The following is a 19,224-nucleotide window of genomic DNA, read 5'->3' as shown; positions in this document are numbered from 1 at the left end:
CTGTTGGAACGACGAGAGGTCCCCTTGTGAGACGCAAGACGAACATACGCGTCGGCCTGACCGCCTTCCTGCTGACCGCGGCCTGCGCCGGCACCGGCCTCGCCTCCACCGCTGCCGCCGCCCCCGCACCCGCGGCCCCCCAGGGCGAGTCGAAGGCCCCCGCCTCCGCGGCCCTCCTGGACGCGATGCGGCGCGACCTCGGCCTCACCTCCGCCGCTGCCCGCGAGCGCCTCGCCGACGAACGCGAGGCCGTCACGACGGAGCGCGCGGCACGCAAGGCGGCAGGCGCGGCGTACGGCGGCTCCTGGTTCGACGCGGAGAGCGGCAGACTCACCGTCGCCGTGACCGGACGGCAGGCCGCCGCCGACGTGCGCGAGGCTGGCGCCGACGCCCGGCTCGTCCAACGCGGCGCGGCACAGCTCGACGCGGCGAAGAAGCGGGTCGACCGGCTCAAGGCGCCCTCGGGCGTGGCCAGTTGGCGCGTCGACCCCAAGGCGAACAGCGTCGTCGTCGAGGTCGTCGACGGCCACCGTGCCGACAACGATGTCACCGCCTTCCTGCGGCGCGCCCGCGCCACCGCTCCCGTCCGCGTCGACACGGTCCCCGAGGGCCCCAGCACCTTCGCCGCGGGAACCGTCGGCGGCGACCCCTATTACACGGGCAACGTCCGCTGTTCCATCGGCTTCTCGGTGCACGGCGGCTTCGTCACGGCCGGGCACTGCGGCCGGGCGGGCGCGGGGGTGCGGGGCTGGGACGGCTCCGACATCGGCACGTTCCAGGGCTCCTCGTTCCCCGACAACGACTACGCGTGGGTGTCCGTCGGCAACGGCTGGTGGACCGTGCCGGTCGTGCTGGGCTGGGGCACCATCCCCGACCAGTTGGTGCGAGGCTCGGCGGAGGCGCCGGTCGGCTCCTCGATCTGCCGCTCCGGTTCCACGACGAAGTGGCACTGCGGTCGGCTCCTGGCGAAGAACGAGACCGTCAACTACTCGGACGGCACCGTCGTGCACCAGCTCACCAAGACCAGCGTCTGCGCCGAGGGCGGTGACTCGGGCGGCTCGTTCATCAGCGGCGACCAGGCCCAGGGCGTGACGTCCGGCGGCTGGGGCAACTGCGGCAGCGGCGGCGAGACGTGGTTCCAGCCGGTCAACGAGATCCTCCAGCGCTACGGGCTGACCCTGCACACCGCCTGACCCCGCACCCGTACTCCCCGCACACCCTCCCCATGAACGGCAGGACCCCGCACCCTGCGGGGTCCTGCCCGGCGGCACCCACCCGCGGCCGGGCGGCGGCGTGGCTGCATGATCACGTCGTACCGGTGGCCCAGGCGCCGCGTCGTGTCCAGGACCGATTCCCGCACGCCCTCGCGGACGTGCCCCACCGCTTCGAGCGGGACCGGGGCATGCGGCGGGGCGCGCTGCTCTTCCGCCACGACCGGGGCCGGCCCCGACCGAGGACCCGCACGGCCCGCTCGCCTCGGGCCGTCGGCCGGACGGGCGTCGGCAAGTGGCCGCACCGCCGACTCCTCGACGCGGATCCCGAGCGCGGCGACGCCCTCCTGCCGGCGCACCGGGCCGTGGCCGAGCACGCGGACCCGGCCCCGCTGATGGCGGCGGGGCAGGTGCCCGACGTCGTAGGAGGGGCGCTGCGCGAAGGGTGCGCAGAGCCTGTGCACCCGTGAGGGCGCGTGGTCGGGTCAGCCCGTGAAGGCCTCGATGAGCGTCCAGACGGCGAGTCCGGCCATGCAGACGGCGCCGATGCGCTGGACGGTCTTCAGGGGCACACGCTGGGCGATGAACCGGCCCACGAGCAGTGCGAGGGCGGAGACCGACATCAGCGCGAGGGCGGAACCGATCGCGGTCGGCAGCCAGCCGTTGCTGGCCGCCAGGTTGGCCGTGGTGATCTGGGTGAGGTCGCCCCACTCGCTGATGAAGACGGCCATGAACGCCGTGGTGTAGACGGGCCAGAAGCCGGTGACCGTCTTGGCGCCGCCGTCCTCGTCGTCATCGTCCCCGCCGCGCAGCAGTACGAACGCGCCGAAGGCGAACAGGGCGGCGGAGACCAGCTTGACGGCGATGTCGGGCAGCAGGCCGAGGAGGCTGCCGGCGCCGACGGCGAGGCCGACGTGCACGAGGAACGCGGTGGACGTGCCGAACCACACGTACAGCGGCCGCATCCGGGTGCCCATGGCCAGCGAGGCGAACATGGTCTTGTCGGGGAGTTCCGCGAGGAAGATCAGCCCGAAGGCGGTGAGGATCGCCAGGGGGTCGAAGGACATTCCCTTTGCTTTCTGCTGGGGCCGGGCCGCTCGGCTCGTACGGCACCCAGGAGGCGACGGGAGGAACCACTCGGCCCGGCACGACGGAACGACCCGCACACAAGTGCAGGCCGGATCATGCCTTGGCCGAAGGTCTCGTCCGCCCCGCACGCCGTGCGGAAGCCCGGTGGCCGGGGCGCCCTGGGGCGTCCAGTGTGTCGACCAGCGGTTTTCGGGACTACTCCCCTTCGCTGACATTCAGCCTAACAGGTGATCGGCGTCACCTGTCCGCCGCGAGGGCGAGCGACATGAGACGGCCGCACGACGTGAAAGGGCCGTGCGGCGCCGGACGTGTCACGGCACCGCACGGCCCTGGTCATGCCGGCCGGGCCCGGATCAGCTCAGGAGTTCCACCTCCGCCAGCGTCGACGCACCGTCCGGGACGAGCCGGTAGTGCGCGTAGGAGCCCGGGCGGGCCACGGTGAAGACCCGGGTCTGCTGGTCCCACGCGAAGGTCTCGCGGGACCGTTTGTCCAGGTCCTTCCACTTCCTGCCGTCCGCGGAGCCCTGAAGGACCCAGCCGCGCGGCGCCTTCGCCCTGTCCGTGGACGACGTCAGCGTGTACTGGAGCGCCTTCGTCCTCTTGGCGACCGGCAGCTCCACCGCGGAGTCCGGCGTGGCGTCCGTGGCACTGGAGTCGTCGAACAGCGCGCCGTCGCCCACCGTCGCGTCCTTGCGGGGCGAGGGAACCTTGTCGTCCTTGGTGACCGACGCCGGCTGGGCGTTCTTGCCACTGCCCCACGCCGACGGCTTCGGTCCCATGTCGAACTCCAGGACCCCGCCGCGCGCGACGACGTCGTGCGGGAGCGCGGTCGACTTCCACGCCTTCCCGTTGACCTTCAGGCCCTGCACGTACACGTTCTTCGCGCTGTTCTTGGGCGCCTTGACGACCAGGTCGCGGCCGTTGTCCAGGTGGACGGTCATCTTGGTGAACTGGGGCGAGCCGATCGCGTACTCCCCGCTGCCCATCACCAGCGGGTAGAAGCCGAGCGAGGAGAAGAGGTACCAGCCGGACTGCTCGCCGTTGTCCTCGTCGCCGTGGTAGCCCTGGCCGATCTCGCTGCCCGTGTAGAGGCGGGAGAGGACCTCGCGGACCTTCTCCTGCGTCTTCCAGGGCTGCCCGGCCGCGTCGTACATGTAGGCGGCGTGGTGGGCGACCTGGTTCGAGTGGCCGTACATGCCCATGCGGACGTCCCGGGCCTCTGTCATCTCGTGGATGACGCCTCCGTAGGAGCCCGCGAACTCGGCGGAGCCGGTCTCGGGGGTCGAGAAGTACGTGTCGAGCTTGTCGCCGAGGCCCTTGCGCCCGCCGTAGAGGTTGGCGAGGCCGCGCGAGTCCTGCGGGGCGGTGAAGGCGTAGCCCCAGGCGTTGGTCTCGGTGTAGTCGTGGCCCCACACGCGCGGGTCGAACTTCTCCGAGGGCACCCGCCAGCCGCCCTTGGCGTCCTTGCCCTGGAAGAAGCCGGGGTCGGTGCCCGCCCCCGCCGCCTTGCCGTCGAAGAGGTTCACGTAGTCACGGGCGCGGTTGAGGAAGTACTCCGACTCCTCCTTGTAGCGCTTCTTGCCCGTCTTCTTGTAGAGGGCCTCGCCCATGCGGGAGATGCCGTAGTCGTTGAGGTAGCCCTCCAGCGCCCACGACAGGCCCTCGTGGGTCTCGCTGCTGGTGTAGCCGAGGAACGGCGAGGTCTTCATGCCCTTGCGGCCGACGCCCGAACTCGGCGGCACCACCGTCGCGTTCTTCACCGCCGCGTCGTAGGCGTCCTCGGCGTCGAACTTCACGCCCTTGACGTACGCGTCGGCGAACGCGACGTCCGAGGAGGTGCCCGTCATCAGGTCCGCGTAGCCGGGCGAGGACCAGCGCGAGGTCCAGCCGCCGTCCTTGTACTGCTGCACGAAGCCGTCGACCAGCTCGCCCGCCTTCTTCGGCGTGAGCAGCGAGTAGGCGGGCCACGTCGTGCGATACGTGTCCCAGAAGCCGTTGTTGACGTACGGCTTGCCCTCGACGATCTTCGCGCCGGTGTGGGTCGGGGTGTCCGGGCCCGTCTGCGGCGAGAAGGGCGAGGCGTACTTGTACGTCGGCTTCCCGTTCTGACCGCCGACCTTCTCGAAGCCCGAGTTGGGGTACAGGTAGAGGCGGTACAGGCTGGAGTAGAGGGACGTGCGCTGGCCCTCGCTCGCGCCCTCGACCTCCACCTTGCCGAGGATGTCGTCCCACTGCTTCTGGGCGCGGTTCTTGACGCGCTCGAAGGACGAGCCGGACGGGATCTCCTGGCCGAGGTTGGCCTTCGCCTGGTCCTGGCTGATCAGCGAGGTGGCCAGGCGCAGGTTGACCGTGCGGTCCTTGCCGGGCTTGAAGCGGAGGTAGCCGGTCACGTCACCGCCGCCACCGCCCTCCAGCTTGCCGCCCGCGGTCACGGGGGAGTCGAAGACGCCGTAGACGAACAGGCGCGTGGCCCCCGTGGACAGGCCCGACTTCACGTCCGAGAAGCCGGTCACGACGCCCTTGTCCTCGTCGAGGGTCAGACCGCCCTTCTCGGAGACGTTGTCGAAGATCACGCTCGCGTCGTCACCGGGATAGGTGAACCGCATCATCGCGGCGTGGTCGGTCGGCGTCATCTCGGCCTTCAGGCCGTTCTCGAACGTCACGCCGTAGTAGTGCGGGCGCGCCGTCTCCTTCTCGTGCTTGAAGGGCAGCGCGCGCTTGGTGCGGGACGCGGACGGGGTGTCCTTGTCGACCGACGGCATCATCTGGAACGTCTGACGGTCACCCATCCACGGGCTCGGCTCGTGGCTGGCGCTGAACGCCTGGATGGTCGGCAGGTTGTCCTCGTTGTTGCCGCGCGCGTAGTCGTACAGCCAGCTCAGGGAGCCCGCGTTGGTCACCGGCGTCCAGAAGTTGAAGCCGTGCGGGACGGCCGTGGCCGGGAAGGTGTTGCCGCGCGAGAAGCCGCCGCTGGAGTTGGTGCCGCGGGTGGTGTCGGCGTAGTCGGAGGGGTGCGCCTTCGGCTTCGCCGGGGCCTTCTCCTTCAGCGACACGTCGTCGAGCCAGCCGCGGAACTTCGCCGGGCCCTTGGGGGAGTCGTACGCCAGCAGGATCCGGTCGACCGTCTTGCCCGCGGCGACCTGGCCGACGCGGGAGGCGACGTCGTTCCACTGGTTCACGTACAGCGCCTTGGACGCGCCCTGGCCCTGCGGGTTCAGCGGGAAGCCGTGCTGGTCGACGGCCTTCAGGTCGCTGAGGTAGGTGCCGTCGGTGAAGGCGAGGTCCACGGCGACGTTCGTCGCCGCGTAGTCGAGGTCGCCCTCGGCCATCGAGGGGAAGACGCGGTAACCGAGCTCGGTGTTCCGTGCCACCTCGACGTCGACGTCGAAGACCTTGTTGTACGAGTAGCCGCGCCCGTCCGCCTGGTGGCTGCCCGCGTAGCGCAGGGCGTGCTTGCCGGTGAACCCGGCGCGGGACTTGGCGGTGGGGGAGCCGCTGGGACCGCGGTCCACCAGGCTCAGCATGTCCTCGGGCGCGGGGGCGTCCGCGCCGCCCACCGACAGCTGCACGTCGGCGAGCTGGAGGGCGTCGTCGGCGCCGTTGTTCGCGGTGACGTCCAGGCGGTAGTGCGCGTAGGCCGTGGTGCCGTCAGCGTTCTCGATGTCGTACTTCTTCGTCTTGTGGCGGCCGTCGAACGTCTCGCCCTCGCGCTCGTCGAGGACCTTCCAGTCCTTGCCGTCGGTGGAGCCCTTGAGGGTCCAGTCCTTCGGGTCGCGCTCGGCGTGGTCGTTGGCCGAGGTGAGCGCGTACGTCACGACCTTGGCGGGCTCGTCGAGGTCGAACTCGGCCCAGCCGTCCTTCGCGAACGTCAGCCACTTGCTCGTCGCCTCGCCGTCGACGAGGTTCGCCGCGACCTCGCCGGAGCCGCTGTTCTCGCCGCTCGCCCGGACCTCGGTCACGTGGTCGTTCACGCTGCCGGGCAGCCCGGAGCTGAACGCGCCGTTGACGCCGGACGCCTTCTTCTTGCCGTCGGGGCCGGTCTCGACGGTGTTCAGCCAGTCGGGCGTGGCCTCGCCCGCCTCGAAGGAGGAGGCGAACTCCTTCTCGGCGCGCGGCCCTCGCTCGGGCCCGGCGACGGCGGCCCCCTGTGCCGCCACGACGAGCGCGAGGACCAGCGTCCCGACGGCCGTGGCCGAACGGGGTCGTGGACCGGGCGGACGGTGGTGTCTGTAACGAGGTCTGCGTGCCCTGTGCGGCATCCCCGAGCCCCTCCCTGCGAGTTGGACAACGTTGTCACGGTCGCTGCGCAAGGTCTAGTAGGGCGTCAAGTGTCGAGCGGTGTCAAGGCTGTTGACGGGCTTCCTGATGGTGTAGAGGCGGCCGTGCGCGGAGGTCCTGACGGGGGTGGCGGGAATCGTGCGCGTGCTGCCGTGCCGGGCGTCGGCCGACGGTGGAGTCCGGCGCGGGGCTCCGGGGTGCCCTCGCTCTTCCGCCGACCCGTCGCCGGCCGGTCGCCTGTCCGCCGTCGGGCGCCGCGCCGGAAAGTCCATGGAAACCGCCACGAAAGTCCTCGCCTTCGTGCGGGGAGGTGCGAGAGGTTTCGAGGGGAACGTCGCAGGTCTCGCCGAGGAGAACACCGCAGGTCTCAACTCGGAAAAGCCTGCGGGGCAAACGTGTATTCGATCTTGCCCACCCGGCCGCAAGTGGACTATACCTGTCGGCGTCCGCGCAGGTAATTCCACCGGCCGCGGGCCCGGGGGCGCCGGGGCGGAAAGCACGGGGAAGCCAACTGCCTTTTCCGGCATTCGAATTCCGTCGTTCCACCGCTGTATCGCACGACCCCAGCTTCACACCACCGCGGTGCCGGGGAGGGTCCGGTTCACCGCCTGAGTCCTGGAGAAGGCGAGGACTTGAGCATGGGATCCACCAGCGTCAACCGTCGTGATGTCATGAAGAGGGCGGCCGCCGCGTCTCTGCTCGCGGTGCCGGCCGTCGGGGCGCTCAGCTCCTGCGCCAGCGGAGGCGGCGACGAGAACAAGGCCGAAAAGGGCAAGAAGTCCAAGAAGAACCCGCTCGGCGTGAAAGAGGACGCGGGTCTGACGGTCTACATCTTCAACGGCGGATACGGCGACAAGTACGCCCAGTTCGTCACGGACATGTATGCCAAGAAGTACCCGAAGGCCTCGCCGGACCAGAAGCCGACCGAGAAGATCGCCACCCAGGTCCAGCCGAAGATCGTCCGTGGCAAGCCCACGGCCGACGTCGTCAACAACTCCGGCGCCGACCAGATGAACCCGGGCAAGCTGGTGCACAACAAGCAGGTCGCCGACCTCGGTGAGGTCCTCGACGCGCCCTCGTGGGACGACCCGGACGTCACCGTGCGCGAGACCCTGGTGCCGATCGTCGAGCAGATGGGCCGCTTCGGCGGCAAGGAGTGTTATCAGCTGAACATCGCACTGACGGTGTACGGCAACTGGTACTCCAAGAAGCTCCTCGAGGACGGCCTGGACGCCGAGTACCCCAAGACGTGGGACGAGATGCTCGCGCTCTGCAAGAAGGCCAAGGCCAAGGGCATCCACGGCTGGAGCTACCCCGGAGGCCACCCGCGGTACATGTTCTTCAGCATGTACGCGATGTTCGCCCAGCGCGGCGGGCGCGACGTCACCACGGCGATGGACTACCTGGAGCCGAACGCCTGGAAGCACGACGCGGTCAAGGAGGTGTTCGAGGCCTGGGAGGAACTGGTCGCCAAGAAGTACGTGCTGACCGGCTTCGACGGCACCGAGGCGCACACCGAGATGCAGACCGCGTGGACGAAGGAGGGCAAGTGCCTCTTCGTGCCCAACGGTTCCTGGGTGGAGAACGAGGCCAAGGACACCACGCCCAAGGACTTCGCGATGACGGTGGGCGCGACGCCCTCCCTCGACTCCGGCGACAAGATGCCCTTCGGCACGCTCTACGCCCCGGCCGGTGAGCCCTTCATCATCCCGGCCAAGGCCCAGAACCGCCAGGGCGGCCTGGAGTGGATGCGGATGATGTACAGCAAGGAAGCCGCGGTCAACCTCTTCAAGGAGATCGGCTCCATGCCCGTCGTCAAGGGCGCCATCGACGGGCTCAAGCTCCCCTCGGGCGCGGCGAGCGCGCAGGCGGCGATCAAGGCGGCCGGCGAGAACGTCGTCATCCCCCAGTTCATGGACTGGTACAACGAGCTGTTCCGCGAGGACTTCAACAACATGATCCACAAGTTCATGCAGGGCCAGATCGGCGCCAAGCAGGCCATGGACACCATGCAGAAGGCCTCGGACCGGATCCAGAAGGACCCCGACATCACCAAGATCAAGAAGGCCTGATCCTCCGGCGGGTCCGGGGCCTCGCCGCCCCGGACCCGTACAAGCGAACCGAGCACGTAGGCATGTGAACGAGCGGGCGGGGCTGAGCTGTGAAGACCGACACCCGGGTGGACAATCCCCCACCTCCGAAGAAGCAGGCGGGCAGGACGCCCGCACCGGGCGCACCGAGCCTGCTGTTGTTCGTGGTCGCGGTGGTGCTGCCACCCCGCTTCACCCCCGAACGCGTCCGCTACGACCGGCGCTACCGCACGCTCGACAAGTACCGCTTCATCGTGGGCTTCCTGGCCGTGCCGCTCGCGTTCTACGCGCTGTTCGTCGTCTCGCCCTTCCTCCAGGCGATCTACTACTCGTTCACCGACTGGTCGGGCGGCCCGGTCGCGAACTTCGTCGGGTTCGACAACTACCAGAAGATGTGGAACGACGACCGCTTCTGGGACTCGCTGCAGATCAGCACGCTCCTGCTGCTCATCGCCCCGTTCGTGACGCTGGTCCTCGGCATGTTCTTCGCCTACATGATCACCTCGGGCGGCCGGCACCGCAGGGGACAGGCCATCGCGGGCGTCGCGGGCTCCTCGATCTACAAGGTCGTCTACTTCTTCCCGCAGGTCCTGTCCGTCGCGATCATCGCGGTGGTGTGGGGGCGCGTCTTCAACACCAACAGCGGCCTGATCAACGGCGGGTTGGACAAGGCCGGCATCGACGGACCCGCCTGGCTCGGCGGTGACCAGACCCTCGCCCTCATCGCGCTGCTCACCGTGATCAGCTGGAGCTTCGTCGGCTTCTACGTGGTGCTCTTCTCCGCGGCGATGGGCTCGGTCCCCAAGGAGATCTACGAGGCGTCGCTGCTCGACGGCGCGGGCCGCGCCCGCACCTTCTTCAGCGTGACGCTCCCGCTGATCTGGGACACCGTGCGCACCGGCTGGATCTACATGGGCATCCAGGCCCTGGACACCTTCGCGATCTGCCTGGTCATGGTGCCGCCGCACGTCCTGAAGGTCACCCCGGTCTTCCTCTACGAACGGTTCCGAGATGGCCAGTACGGCTACGCCACGTCCATCGGCGTCGTCCTTCTCCTCCTGAGCATGGCGTTCTCCCTGATCGTCATGCGGGTGGGGAACCGCGACCGGATCGAATACTGAGACCGCGGGAGCCACAGCATCATGACCACGACCACCACCACCGCGCCCGGCCCCGAGACGACCGCCGCGCCCCGCCGCAAGAAGGAGTCGGGCGGCACGCTCAACGTCTTCTCGCACGCCTTCCTCGTCCTGTGGGTCATCCTCGCCGCCGGACCCCTGATCTGGGTCGCGCTCACCGCGTTCCGCCCCTCGGCCGAGATCCTCAGCGACCCGATGGGCTGGCCCGCCTCCTTCCACTGGGAGAACTTCAGCAACGCCTGGAACAAGGCCAGCATCGGCCAGTACACCCTCAACTCGCTGATCATTCTCGCGGGTTCACTGACCGGCACCATGCTGCTCGGCTCGATGGCCGCCTACGTCATCGCCCGCTTCACCTTCCCCGGCAACCGCGTCATCTTCATGCTGTTCGCCGGCGGCATGATGTTCCCGGTCATCCTCGCCCTGGTCCCGCTCTTCGCGGTCATGGAGAACTTCGGTCTCCTCGACACCCGGCCCGGCCTCATGATCGCCTACATCGCGTACTCGCTGCCCTTCACGACCTTCTTCCTGACCTCCTTCTTCCGCACGCTGCCCACCGGCGTGCAGGAGGCGGCGATGGTCGACGGGGCCTCGCACACCCGCACCTTCTTCCAGATCATGCTGCCGATGGCCAAGCCCGGCCTGGTCAGCATCGGCATCTTCAACTTCCTCGGCCAGTGGAACCAGTACCTGCTCCCGCTGCTGCTCAACAACGAGGACGAGAAGAGCTACGTGCTGCCGCAGGGCCTCGCCTCGCTCGCGGTCTCCCAGGGCTACCGCGGCGACTGGGGCGCGCTCTTCGCGGGCCTGACGATCGCCATGCTCCCTGTGCTCGTCGTCTACGCGGTCTTCCAACGACAGGTACAGGCCGGTCTGACCGCGGGTGCCCTCAAGTGACCTGGTGAGGCGGGTGATTTCAGCTTGGCCACGAAAGTGGTCTAGGCCTGTCGAGGCGAATCGGGCCGTGAGTAGTGTCGGCGCCACGGCGCCGAGGGGTGCGGCTGGACGCGCTCAAGTCGACACCGATGTCGAAGGGTTGAATCAGGATGAGGAATCGAATAGTCGCCACCGGTGCGGCAACGCTGGCCATGGCGCTGGGACTCAGCGCCTGCAGCGGTGACAGCGACAGCGGCGACAGCAAGACCATCAAGCTCGTCGCCGCGGACTACGGCGACAAGGCCTCCAACGCCTCCAAGGTGTACTGGGCCGAGGTCAAGAAGGAATTCGAGAAGGCCAACAAGGGCTACAAGGTCGACGTCCAGGTCATCAACTGGAACGAGATCGACAAGTCCGTCAAGAACATGATCCAGGCAGGCAACGAGCCCGACCTGCTGCAGACCGGCGGTTATGCCGACAAGGTCGCCGACGACCTGCTCTACAAGGCGGACGAGGTGATGTCCGCGAAGACCCGCGACAACCTCATCCCGACCTTCGCCAAGGCCGGCGAGGTCGACGGCACCCAGTACGGCATTCCGTGGGTCTCCTCCAGCCGCGTGATGTTCTACAACAAGGCCGTGTTCAAGAAGGCCGGCATCAAGTCCGCGCCGAAGACCTGGGACGAACTGGCCGCCGCCGCAAAGAAGATCAAGTCCTCCAAGGCCGCCGAGACGCCCTACGCGCTGCCGCTCGGCCCCGAGGAGACCCAGGGCGAGTCGATGATGTGGGAGCTCGGCAACGGCGGTGGCTTCACCGACGCGGGCGGCAAGTACACGATCAACAGCCCGCAGAACGCGGAGACCTTCGACTGGCTCAAGACCAACCTGGTCAAGCCCGGCCTGACGTACTCCAACCCCGCCTCCACCGACCGCAAGACGGCCTTCGCGGACTTCGCGGCCGGCAAGGTCGGCATGCTCAACGGCCACCCGAGCCTCATCCAGATGGCCAAGGAGGGCAAGGTCGACTACGGCGTCGCCCCCATCCCCGGCAAGGACGGGCCGCTCAAGAGCACCCTCGGCGTGGCCGACTGGATGATGGCGTTCAAGGACGGCGGCGCGGAGAAGGAGGGCGTGAAGAAGTTCCTGGACTTCACGTACTCCAAGAAGATGCTGGCGTTCGACGAGATGTACAACCTCATGCCGGTCACCCAGGACACCCTCAAGACCATGCAGACCAACGGCAAGCACAAGGACCTGGAGCCGTTCTTCGAGGTGCTGCCGAACGCCAAGTTCTACCCGCTGGGCGACACCTCGTGGGACCTCGTCTCCGCCGAGATCAAGAAGACCGGCGGCAAGGCCGTCTCGGACGACCCGAAGCAGGTGCTCGGCGACCTCCAGAAGAAGGCGGAGTCGGCGGCGGCCGAGGCCAAGTAACTCCCGCACCTCGTCCCGCTCCGCCACGTCCTTACGTTCACAAGGAGTTCGTGTGTCGCTGAAGGCCCCTCCGTCCCCGGCCGAGCCCGGCCGGGGACGGAGCGGGCGCGCAACCAGGCCGGTGAGCCGCCGCAGCGGCATCGCCAGGCTCGGCCCGCTGCCCTGGATCGCGCCCGTCATCCTGCTGATCCTCGCCGTGGTCGTCTGGCCCGTCGTCGAGCTGATCCGCACCTCGTTCCTCAACATCTCCATCGCCGGCAAGGTGCGCGGCAGCGCCGGGACCGACAAGTTCAAGAAGCTCTTCGAGGAGAGCGACTTCAGCGCCGTCCTGATCTGGACGGTCGTGTGGACGGTCGTCGTCGTCACCGTGACGATGCTGCTCTCGCTGGCCCTGGCACAGCTCTTCAACCAGAAGTTCCCCGGCCGCCGCATCACCCGCTGGGCGCTCATCGCGCCCTGGGCGGCATCCGTCCTGATGACCGCCATCGGCTTCAAATGGATGCTGAACCAGACCGCGGGCGTGCTCAACACGCTGATGCTCGACCTCGGGCTGATCGACAGCTCCAAGGACTGGCTGGGCAAGCCGGAGACCGCGTGGCCCTGGATGATGGCCGTCGCGGTCTTCGTCTCCCTCCCCTTCACCACGTACACGCTCCTGGCGGGCCTGCAGACGATCCCGCAGGACGTCTACGAGGCCTCGCGCATCGACGGGGCGAGCCCCTGGCAGACGTACCGCCACATCACGCTCCCGATGCTGCGGCCCGCCTTCCTCGTCGGTGTCGTCATCAACCTCATCAACGTCTTCAACTCCTTCCCGATCATCTGGGCCATGACCCAGGGCGGTCCGGGCTACGACACCTCCACGTCGATGGTGTTCATGTACAAGCTCAAGGAGACCGACATCGGTGAGTCCGCGGCCATGTCGGTCGTCAACTTCCTGATGGTCGTGGTGCTCGTGCTGATCTTCCTGAAGGTCAGCCGGTGGAACGAGGAGGACTGATGGCCACCGCGACGGCGACCCGCCCCGCGCCCCGGAAGGACGGCGGGCCGAAGAAGGCCCGGCGTACGTTCCGGCCCCGCACCCTGGTCATCACGGCCTGCGCCTGGCTCCTCGCGGCGATCTTCCTCGCGCCGTACCTGGAGATGATCGTCACCGCGCTCCGGCCCAAGGAGGAGCTGCGGGACCGCACGTACCTGCCGCAGAATCTGGAGTGGGCCAACTTCATCGACGTGTGGAAGGAGTCGGACCTCGGCCAGAACCTGCAGGTGACCCTGCTGGTGGCCGGTGGCGCCACGCTCCTGGTCCTGCTCGTCTCGCTGCCGGCCGCGTACTACACGGCCCGCATGCGCTACCGGGGCCGCAAGCTCTTCCTCCTGCTCGTCCTGGTCACCCAGATGTTCCAGCCCACGGCCCTCCTGGTCGGTCTCTACCGGGAGTTCCACCAGCTGGACATGCTCAACTCGGTCTGGACCCTGATCCTCACCAACGCGGCGTTCAACCTCGCCTTCGCGGTGTGGATCCTGACGGCCTACATCAGCTCCATCCCCCCGGAGCTGGAGGAGGCCGCGATGGTGGACGGCACGAGCCGCTTCGGCGCGATGATCAAGGTGACCCTGCCACTCGCGCTGCCGGGCGTGGTCACGGCCGTGATCTTCACCTTCATCACGTCGTGGAACGAGTTCGTGATGGGCCTGACCCTGACCACGGAGCCGGACAAGCAGCCGCTGACGGTCGGCATCAACAACTTCATCGGCAACTACACGGTCCAGTGGAACTACCTGTTCGCCGCGTCCGTCGTCGCTATCGTTCCGGTCATCGTGCTGTTCGCCTTCATCGAGCGGCACGTGGTGTCGGGACTCACGGCGGGGTCGGTGAAGTAGGCACGACAGGAGCCGGGTTGCCGCGCACCGCACCGGGTCGGGCGGGGGGACGATCTTGAAGATGGTCCCCCCGTCCGGCCTGTCCGTCACCTCTTGGACGCACGAGCCCGGAACGAGTACCCCGCCGCCGATCCGCGCAGGTCACCTCACCCGGGTCACACGCGTCGTCCCGCGTCCGAACACCGTGCTCGTGGCGATCGTCGGGGCCGCTGCCGACCCGGTCGGATTTCCGTCAACGACTTGACTGCGGCAGCTCCTTCAGCGGAGTTTGGAGTTCACAACTTGTACATGGCCCGGTAGCCGTTTCCGGGGCCGGCGTCACGGGTGGCTACGGGGCGCCCGAAATAGGGCAAAGGGTGAGAGTCAATGGAGACTCCGGGGTCGCAGTCGTCTCTGCACCGGGCCAATCTCGAACGGGTCGTACGTGCCGTGCGCCTCGCCGGGTCGCTCACGCAGGCGGAGATCGCGAGGACGACGGGCCTGTCGGCCGCGACGGTCTCCAACATCGTCCGGGAACTGAAGGACGGCGGAACGGTCGAGGTCACGCCCACCTCGGCGGGCGGCAGGCGGGCCCGCAGCGTCTCGCTCAGCGGTGACGCGGGCATCGTCATCGGCGTCGACTTCGGCCATACGCACCTGCGCGTCGCCATCGGGAACCTCGCCCACCAGGTGCTGGCGGAGGAGTCCGAGCCGCTGGACGTCGACGCGTCCGCCGCGCAGGGCTTCGACCGGGCCGAGCAGCTGGTCAGCAGGCTGATCGAGGCCACGGGCGTGGACCGTACGAAGATCGCCGGCGTGGGGCTCGGCGTGCCGGGCCCCATCGACGTGGAGTCCGGCACCCTCGGCTCGACGTCCATCCTGCCGGGCTGGACCGGCACCAAGCCCGCCGAGGAGCTCCAGGGCCGCCTCGGCGTGCCCGTGCACGTGGACAACGACGCCAACCTCGGCGCGCTCGGCGAGCTGGTCTGGGGGAGCGGCCGGGGCGTCAAGGACCTCGCGTACATCAAGGTCGCCAGCGGTGTCGGCGCCGGGCTCGTGATCAGCGGGCGGATCTACCGGGGGCCCGGCGGCACCGCGGGGGAGATCGGGCACATCACGCTCGACGAGTCGGGGCCGGTCTGCCGCTGCGGCAACCGAGGGTGCCTGGAGACCTTCACCGCCGCCCGTTATGTCCTGCCGCTGCTCCGATCGAGCCACGGCACCGACCTGACCATGGAGCGCGTGGTCGGCCTCGCGCGGGACGGCGACCCGGGCTGCCGGCGCGTGATCGCCGACGTCGGGCGGCACATCGGCAGCGGCGTCGCGAATCTCTGCAACCTCCTCAACCCCTCCCGTGTCGTGCTCGGCGGAGACCTCGCGGAGGCCGGTGAGCTGGTGCTCGGGCCCATCAGGGAGTCGGTGGGGCGGTACGCGATCCCGAGCGCGGCGCGTCAACTGACCGTGCTTCCCGGGGCACTTGGCGGGCGCGCCGAGGTCCTCGGCGCGCTGGCCCTCGCGCTGAGCGAGATGGGCGATTCGACCCTTTTGGACGGAACGCTGACGGCGGGCGCACCTGCCTTCACTTAGATAACGCATGGCACCGTTGTCATCTCGTTAAGGATTTACTCCTTGACGCTGGTGTGGCGGCCGAGTTGACTTCGAGCCACCTCGGCCGCAACGACGCGGCCTCGTCAGGGAGGCACCCCACCATGAACGCAATGACGCGTCGCGTCGTCATAGGCACGGCCGCGGTTTCGATGGCACTGGCCATGACCGCGTGCGGCAAGGCCGGCGACGGCGACGACGACAAGGGCAGCGGCGGCGACAACAAGACCATCGGTCTGCTGCTCCCCGAGAACAAGACCACGCGGTACGAGACCTTCGACAAGCCGATCATGCAGGCGAAGATCAAGGAACTCTGCTCGGACTGCAACGTCAAGTACAACAACGCCGCGCAGGACATCGAGACGCAGAAGAAGCAGTTCGACGCCCTCGTCACCCAGGGCATCAAGGTCATCATCCTGGACGCGGTCGACTACAAGTCGACCAAGTCGTGGGTCAAGCAGGCCGACAAGCAGGGCGTGAAGGTCGTCGCCTACGACCGCCTCGCCGAGGGCCCGCTCTCCGCCTACGTCTCGTACGACAACGAGAAGATCGGCCGCCTGCAGGGCGGGGCCCTGGTCAAGGCCCTCGGCTCGAAGGCCGCGGACGCCAACGTTGTCATGATCAACGGCTCTCCGACCGACCCGAACGCCCCCTTCTTCAAGAAGGGCGCCCACTCGGTGCTCGACAAGAAGGTCAAGAAGATCGCGTACGAGCAGGACATCCCGGACTGGTCGCCGGACGAGGCGAGCCGCAAGATGTCCTCCGCCATCGACAAGCTCGGCAAGGACGGCATCCAGGGCGTCTACGCCGCCAATGACAGCATGGCGGGCGCCGCCATCACCGCCCTGAAGGGCCGCGGCATCAAGGTCCCTGTCGGCGGCCAGGACGCCGAACTCGCGGGCATCCAGCGCCTGCTGAACGGCACCCAGGACTACACGATCTACAAGCAGATCAAGCCGGAGGCCGAGACCACCGCCGAGATCGCCGTCCGCCTGCTCCAGGGCAAGAGCATCGACGACGTCACCGACCGGAAGGTCGACTCGCTGAGCGGCGACTTCAAGGGCATCCCCGCGAAGCTCTACGACGCCCAGGCGATCACCAAGGACGAGGTCGCCGACACGATCGTCAAGGACAAGGTCTACAAGGTCAGCGAGATCTGCACGCCCCAGTACAAGAAGGCCTGCGACGCCGCGGGTGTCAAGTAACTCCCGCTTGCGGTAAGTCCGTTCGTACGGGATGAGCCCCCGGGGGCGCGCGAGAGCGCTCCCGGGGCGCCTGTACGGGACGGACTCCGGAACCGGTTCGGTGCCCGCCCCATCAACCGCCCCGCAAACGGGGGGCGGGCGCCGGACTCGCCTTGTGGAGCACTGCTCTCCCCGGTGAGCGCCGCTTCTTCCGGCGAGTGTCGCCCTCTTTCGAGAGCGCCGCTCTCCTTCAGAAGCGCCGATCTCCTCGGTGAGCACCGCTCTGTGGGCACTGTCCTTCTGCACCACCATCCCCGCCGGTCAGGCGGCGAAGGAGATGATTCACGTGTCCGCTACGCCCGTGCTGGCGTTGCGCGGGGTCTCCAAGCGGTTCGGCGCCGTCCAGGCGCTCACGGACGTAGACCTCGAAATCCACACCGGTGAGGTGGTCGCCCTCGTCGGCGACAACGGCGCCGGCAAGTCCACGCTCGTCAAGACGATCTCGGGCGTTCACCCGATCGACGACGGCACCATCGAGTGGGAGGGCAAGGGGGTCCGCATCGGGCGCCCGCACGACGCCCAGAACCTCGGCGTGGCCACCGTCTACCAGGACCTCGCTCTCTGCGACAACCTCGATGTCGTCGCCAACCTCTTCCTGGGCAGCGAGCTGAAGACCGCTTCCGTCCTCGACGAGATCAAGATGGAGAAGCGGGCCAAGGAACTGCTCGACACCCTCTCCATCCGCATACCCAGCGTCCGCATCCCGGTCGCGGCGCTCTCCGGCGGTCAGCGCCAGGTCGTCGCCATCGCCCGTGCGCTGGTCGGCGATCCCAAGGTCGTCATCCTCGACGAGCCCACCGCCGCCCTCGGTGTCGAGCAGACCGCCCAGGTCCTCGACCTGGTGGAGCGGCTGCGCGAGCGGGGTCACGGCGTCATCCTCATCAGCCACAACATGGCCGACGTGAAGGCCGTCGCCGACCGGGTCGCGGTCCTGCGGCTCGGCCGCAACAACGGCACCTTCACGGTCGCCGACACCAGCAACGAAGAGGTCATCGCCGCTATCACCGGCGCCACGGACAACGCCGTGACCCGCCGCAAGGCGCGCTCGGCCTCGGTCACGAAGGAGGACGCGAAGTGAGCGACCTCGCCAAGAACCCGAAGCCCGTCACCGACGAGCCCGCCGGGGCCACCGTGCCCGGCCAGGCGGACAAGTCGGCGGCGCCGGTCCCGGCCGTGGACCCGCGCCTGCTCGTCCGCGAGGAGGGCCTGGCCGGCTACTGGACCGAGTTCAAGCGCAAGATGCGCGGCGGCGAGCTCGGCTCGCTGCCCGTCGTCGTCGGCCTGATCCTCATCGCGATCATCTTCCAGCTGAAGAACGAGCACTTCCTGGACGCGAGCAGCCTCGCGAACATCGCCGTCTTCACCTCCGGCCTCGGCATCATGGCCGTCGGCATCGTCTTCGTCCTGCTGCTCGGCGAGATCGACCTCTCGGTCGGCTCGGTGGCCGGCATGGGCGCGGCCGTCTGGGCCGTGCTGAACGTCACGCACGAGATGAACGACTGGCTCTCGGTGCTCATCGCCGTGCTGACCGGCATGGTCATCGGCGGTCTGCACGGCTTCTTCTTCGCCAAGATCGGCGTGCCGGCCTTCGTGGTCACCCTCGCGGGCTTCCTCGGCTGGAGCGGCGTTCAGATCTGGCTGATGGGCGGCGAGGGCAGCATCAACACGCCCGAGGGCAGTGTCGTCGAGGACCTCACCGGGCACTTCTTCGCGGAGAAGGGCGCGGCCTACGGCCTCGCGGCCGTCGCGATCATCGGGTACGCGGCCTCCCTGCTGCTGGACAGCCGTCGCCGCAAGGCCGCGGCCCTCCCGTCCCGTCCGGTCAGCGAGATCGTGCTGCGCACGGTCGTCGTCGCCGTCCTCGCGGGCGGTGCCGCCTACGAGCTGAACGAGCCCGTCGGCGCCCGCGGCCTGCCGCTGGCCCTGGTGCTCTTCCTCGCCGTCCTGGTCATCGCGGACTTCGTGGCCCGGCGCACCACCTTCGGCCGCCAGGTCTTCGCGGTCGGCGGCAACGCGGAGGCCGCCCGCCGGGCGGGCATCAACGTCGACCGCATCCGGATCACCGTCTTCGCCATCTCCGGCATGCTCGCCGCCTTCGGCGGGCTCTTCATCGCGAGCCTCTCCGGCGGCGCCACGAAGAGCCTCGGCGGCGGCAACACCCTGATGATGGTGATCGCGGCGGCGGTCATCGGCGGCACCAGCCTCTTCGGCGGGCGCGGCAAGGTCTGGTCGGCGCTGCTGGGCATGCTGGTCATCCAGTCCATCCAGCAGGGCCTGAACATGCTCGGCATGGCGAGCGAGATCCAGTTCATGATCACCGGCGCGGTGCTGCTGGCCGCGGTGGTCATCGACTCGGTTTCGCGGCGGACGCAGAAGTCGGCGGGGCGCGCGTAGCGTTT

Annotated in this window: 14 protein-coding genes; 12 read left to right on the top strand and 2 right to left on the bottom strand. The window is 68.5% G+C overall.

The features are described from left to right. Window positions 1-26: 26 nt before the first annotated feature. Window positions 27-1,193 (top strand): S1 family peptidase, encoded by a 1,167-nt coding sequence (locus tag ACZ592_RS16935; protein ID WP_471582312.1) that lies wholly within the window; start codon window positions 27-29, stop codon window positions 1,191-1,193. A 32-nt stretch (window positions 1,194-1,225) separates the two neighbouring features. Further along, the gene (locus ACZ592_RS16930) at window positions 1,226-1,681 is read left to right on the top strand and encodes a hypothetical protein (protein ID WP_471582311.1); all 456 of its coding nucleotides are present in this window, start codon (window positions 1,226-1,228) and stop codon (window positions 1,679-1,681) included. A 15-nt stretch (window positions 1,682-1,696) separates the two neighbouring features. Here ACZ592_RS16930 and ACZ592_RS16925 read toward each other — a convergent pair whose 3' ends face one another. Both ACZ592_RS16925 and ACZ592_RS16920 read right to left on the bottom strand, forming a co-directional pair. Beyond that, entirely contained in the window at window positions 1,697-2,278 is a 582-nt protein-coding gene (locus tag ACZ592_RS16925; RefSeq protein ID WP_471582310.1) for a TMEM165/GDT1 family protein, read from the bottom strand. 375 nt (window positions 2,279-2,653) lie between these two features. Continuing rightward, on the bottom strand, window positions 2,654-6,559 hold the full coding sequence (locus ACZ592_RS16920; protein ID WP_471582309.1) for a GH92 family glycosyl hydrolase: 3,906 nt from the start codon (window positions 6,557-6,559) through the stop codon (window positions 2,654-2,656). Window positions 6,560-7,216: 657 nt separating this feature from the next. On the opposite strand from ACZ592_RS16920, the gene ngcE reads away from it, so the two are divergent. From ngcE to ACZ592_RS16870, 10 genes are all read left to right on the top strand, one after another. Further along, on the top strand, window positions 7,217-8,650 hold the full coding sequence (gene ngcE, locus ACZ592_RS16915) for an N-acetylglucosamine/diacetylchitobiose ABC transporter substrate-binding protein (protein ID WP_471582308.1): 1,434 nt from the start codon (window positions 7,217-7,219) through the stop codon (window positions 8,648-8,650). A gap of 197 nt (window positions 8,651-8,847) precedes the next feature. Beyond that, window positions 8,848-9,789 (top strand): carbohydrate ABC transporter permease, encoded by a 942-nt coding sequence (locus tag ACZ592_RS16910; protein WP_471582472.1) that lies wholly within the window; start codon window positions 8,848-8,850, stop codon window positions 9,787-9,789. Window positions 9,790-9,810: 21 nt separating this feature from the next. Beyond that, the gene (locus ACZ592_RS16905) at window positions 9,811-10,704 is read left to right on the top strand and encodes a carbohydrate ABC transporter permease (RefSeq protein ID WP_471582307.1); all 894 of its coding nucleotides are present in this window, start codon (window positions 9,811-9,813) and stop codon (window positions 10,702-10,704) included. Window positions 10,705-10,853: 149 nt separating this feature from the next. Next, window positions 10,854-12,116: an extracellular solute-binding protein gene (locus ACZ592_RS16900; RefSeq protein WP_471582306.1), complete on the top strand. Its 1,263-nt coding sequence runs from the start codon at window positions 10,854-10,856 to the stop codon at window positions 12,114-12,116. A gap of 52 nt (window positions 12,117-12,168) precedes the next feature. Next, the gene (locus tag ACZ592_RS16895; RefSeq protein WP_471582305.1) at window positions 12,169-13,116 is read left to right on the top strand and encodes a carbohydrate ABC transporter permease; all 948 of its coding nucleotides are present in this window, start codon (window positions 12,169-12,171) and stop codon (window positions 13,114-13,116) included. After that, the gene (locus ACZ592_RS16890; protein ID WP_471582304.1) at window positions 13,116-13,997 is read left to right on the top strand and encodes a carbohydrate ABC transporter permease; all 882 of its coding nucleotides are present in this window, start codon (window positions 13,116-13,118) and stop codon (window positions 13,995-13,997) included. Before ACZ592_RS16895 ends, ACZ592_RS16890 begins: the two co-directional genes overlap by 1 nt. A 366-nt stretch (window positions 13,998-14,363) precedes the next feature. Then, window positions 14,364-15,563 (top strand): ROK family transcriptional regulator, encoded by a 1,200-nt coding sequence (locus tag ACZ592_RS16885; RefSeq protein WP_471582303.1) that lies wholly within the window; start codon window positions 14,364-14,366, stop codon window positions 15,561-15,563. 122 nt (window positions 15,564-15,685) lie between these two features. Next, window positions 15,686-16,786 (top strand): substrate-binding domain-containing protein, encoded by a 1,101-nt coding sequence (locus tag ACZ592_RS16880; protein ID WP_471582302.1) that lies wholly within the window; start codon window positions 15,686-15,688, stop codon window positions 16,784-16,786. A gap of 316 nt (window positions 16,787-17,102) precedes the next feature. Beyond that, complete coding sequence (locus ACZ592_RS16875) at window positions 17,103-17,903, top strand: ATP-binding cassette domain-containing protein (protein ID WP_471582471.1); 801 nt, start codon at window positions 17,103-17,105, stop codon at window positions 17,901-17,903. Continuing rightward, on the top strand, window positions 17,900-19,219 hold the full coding sequence (locus ACZ592_RS16870) for a sugar ABC transporter permease (RefSeq protein ID WP_471582301.1): 1,320 nt from the start codon (window positions 17,900-17,902) through the stop codon (window positions 19,217-19,219). The genes ACZ592_RS16875 and ACZ592_RS16870 overlap by 4 nt, the downstream gene beginning before the upstream one ends. Window positions 19,220-19,224 lie beyond the last annotated feature (5 nt).

This window comes from Streptomyces sp. NPDC040622 (assembly GCF_055593965.1).
This window is presented reverse-complemented; position numbering and strand designations above follow the sequence as displayed.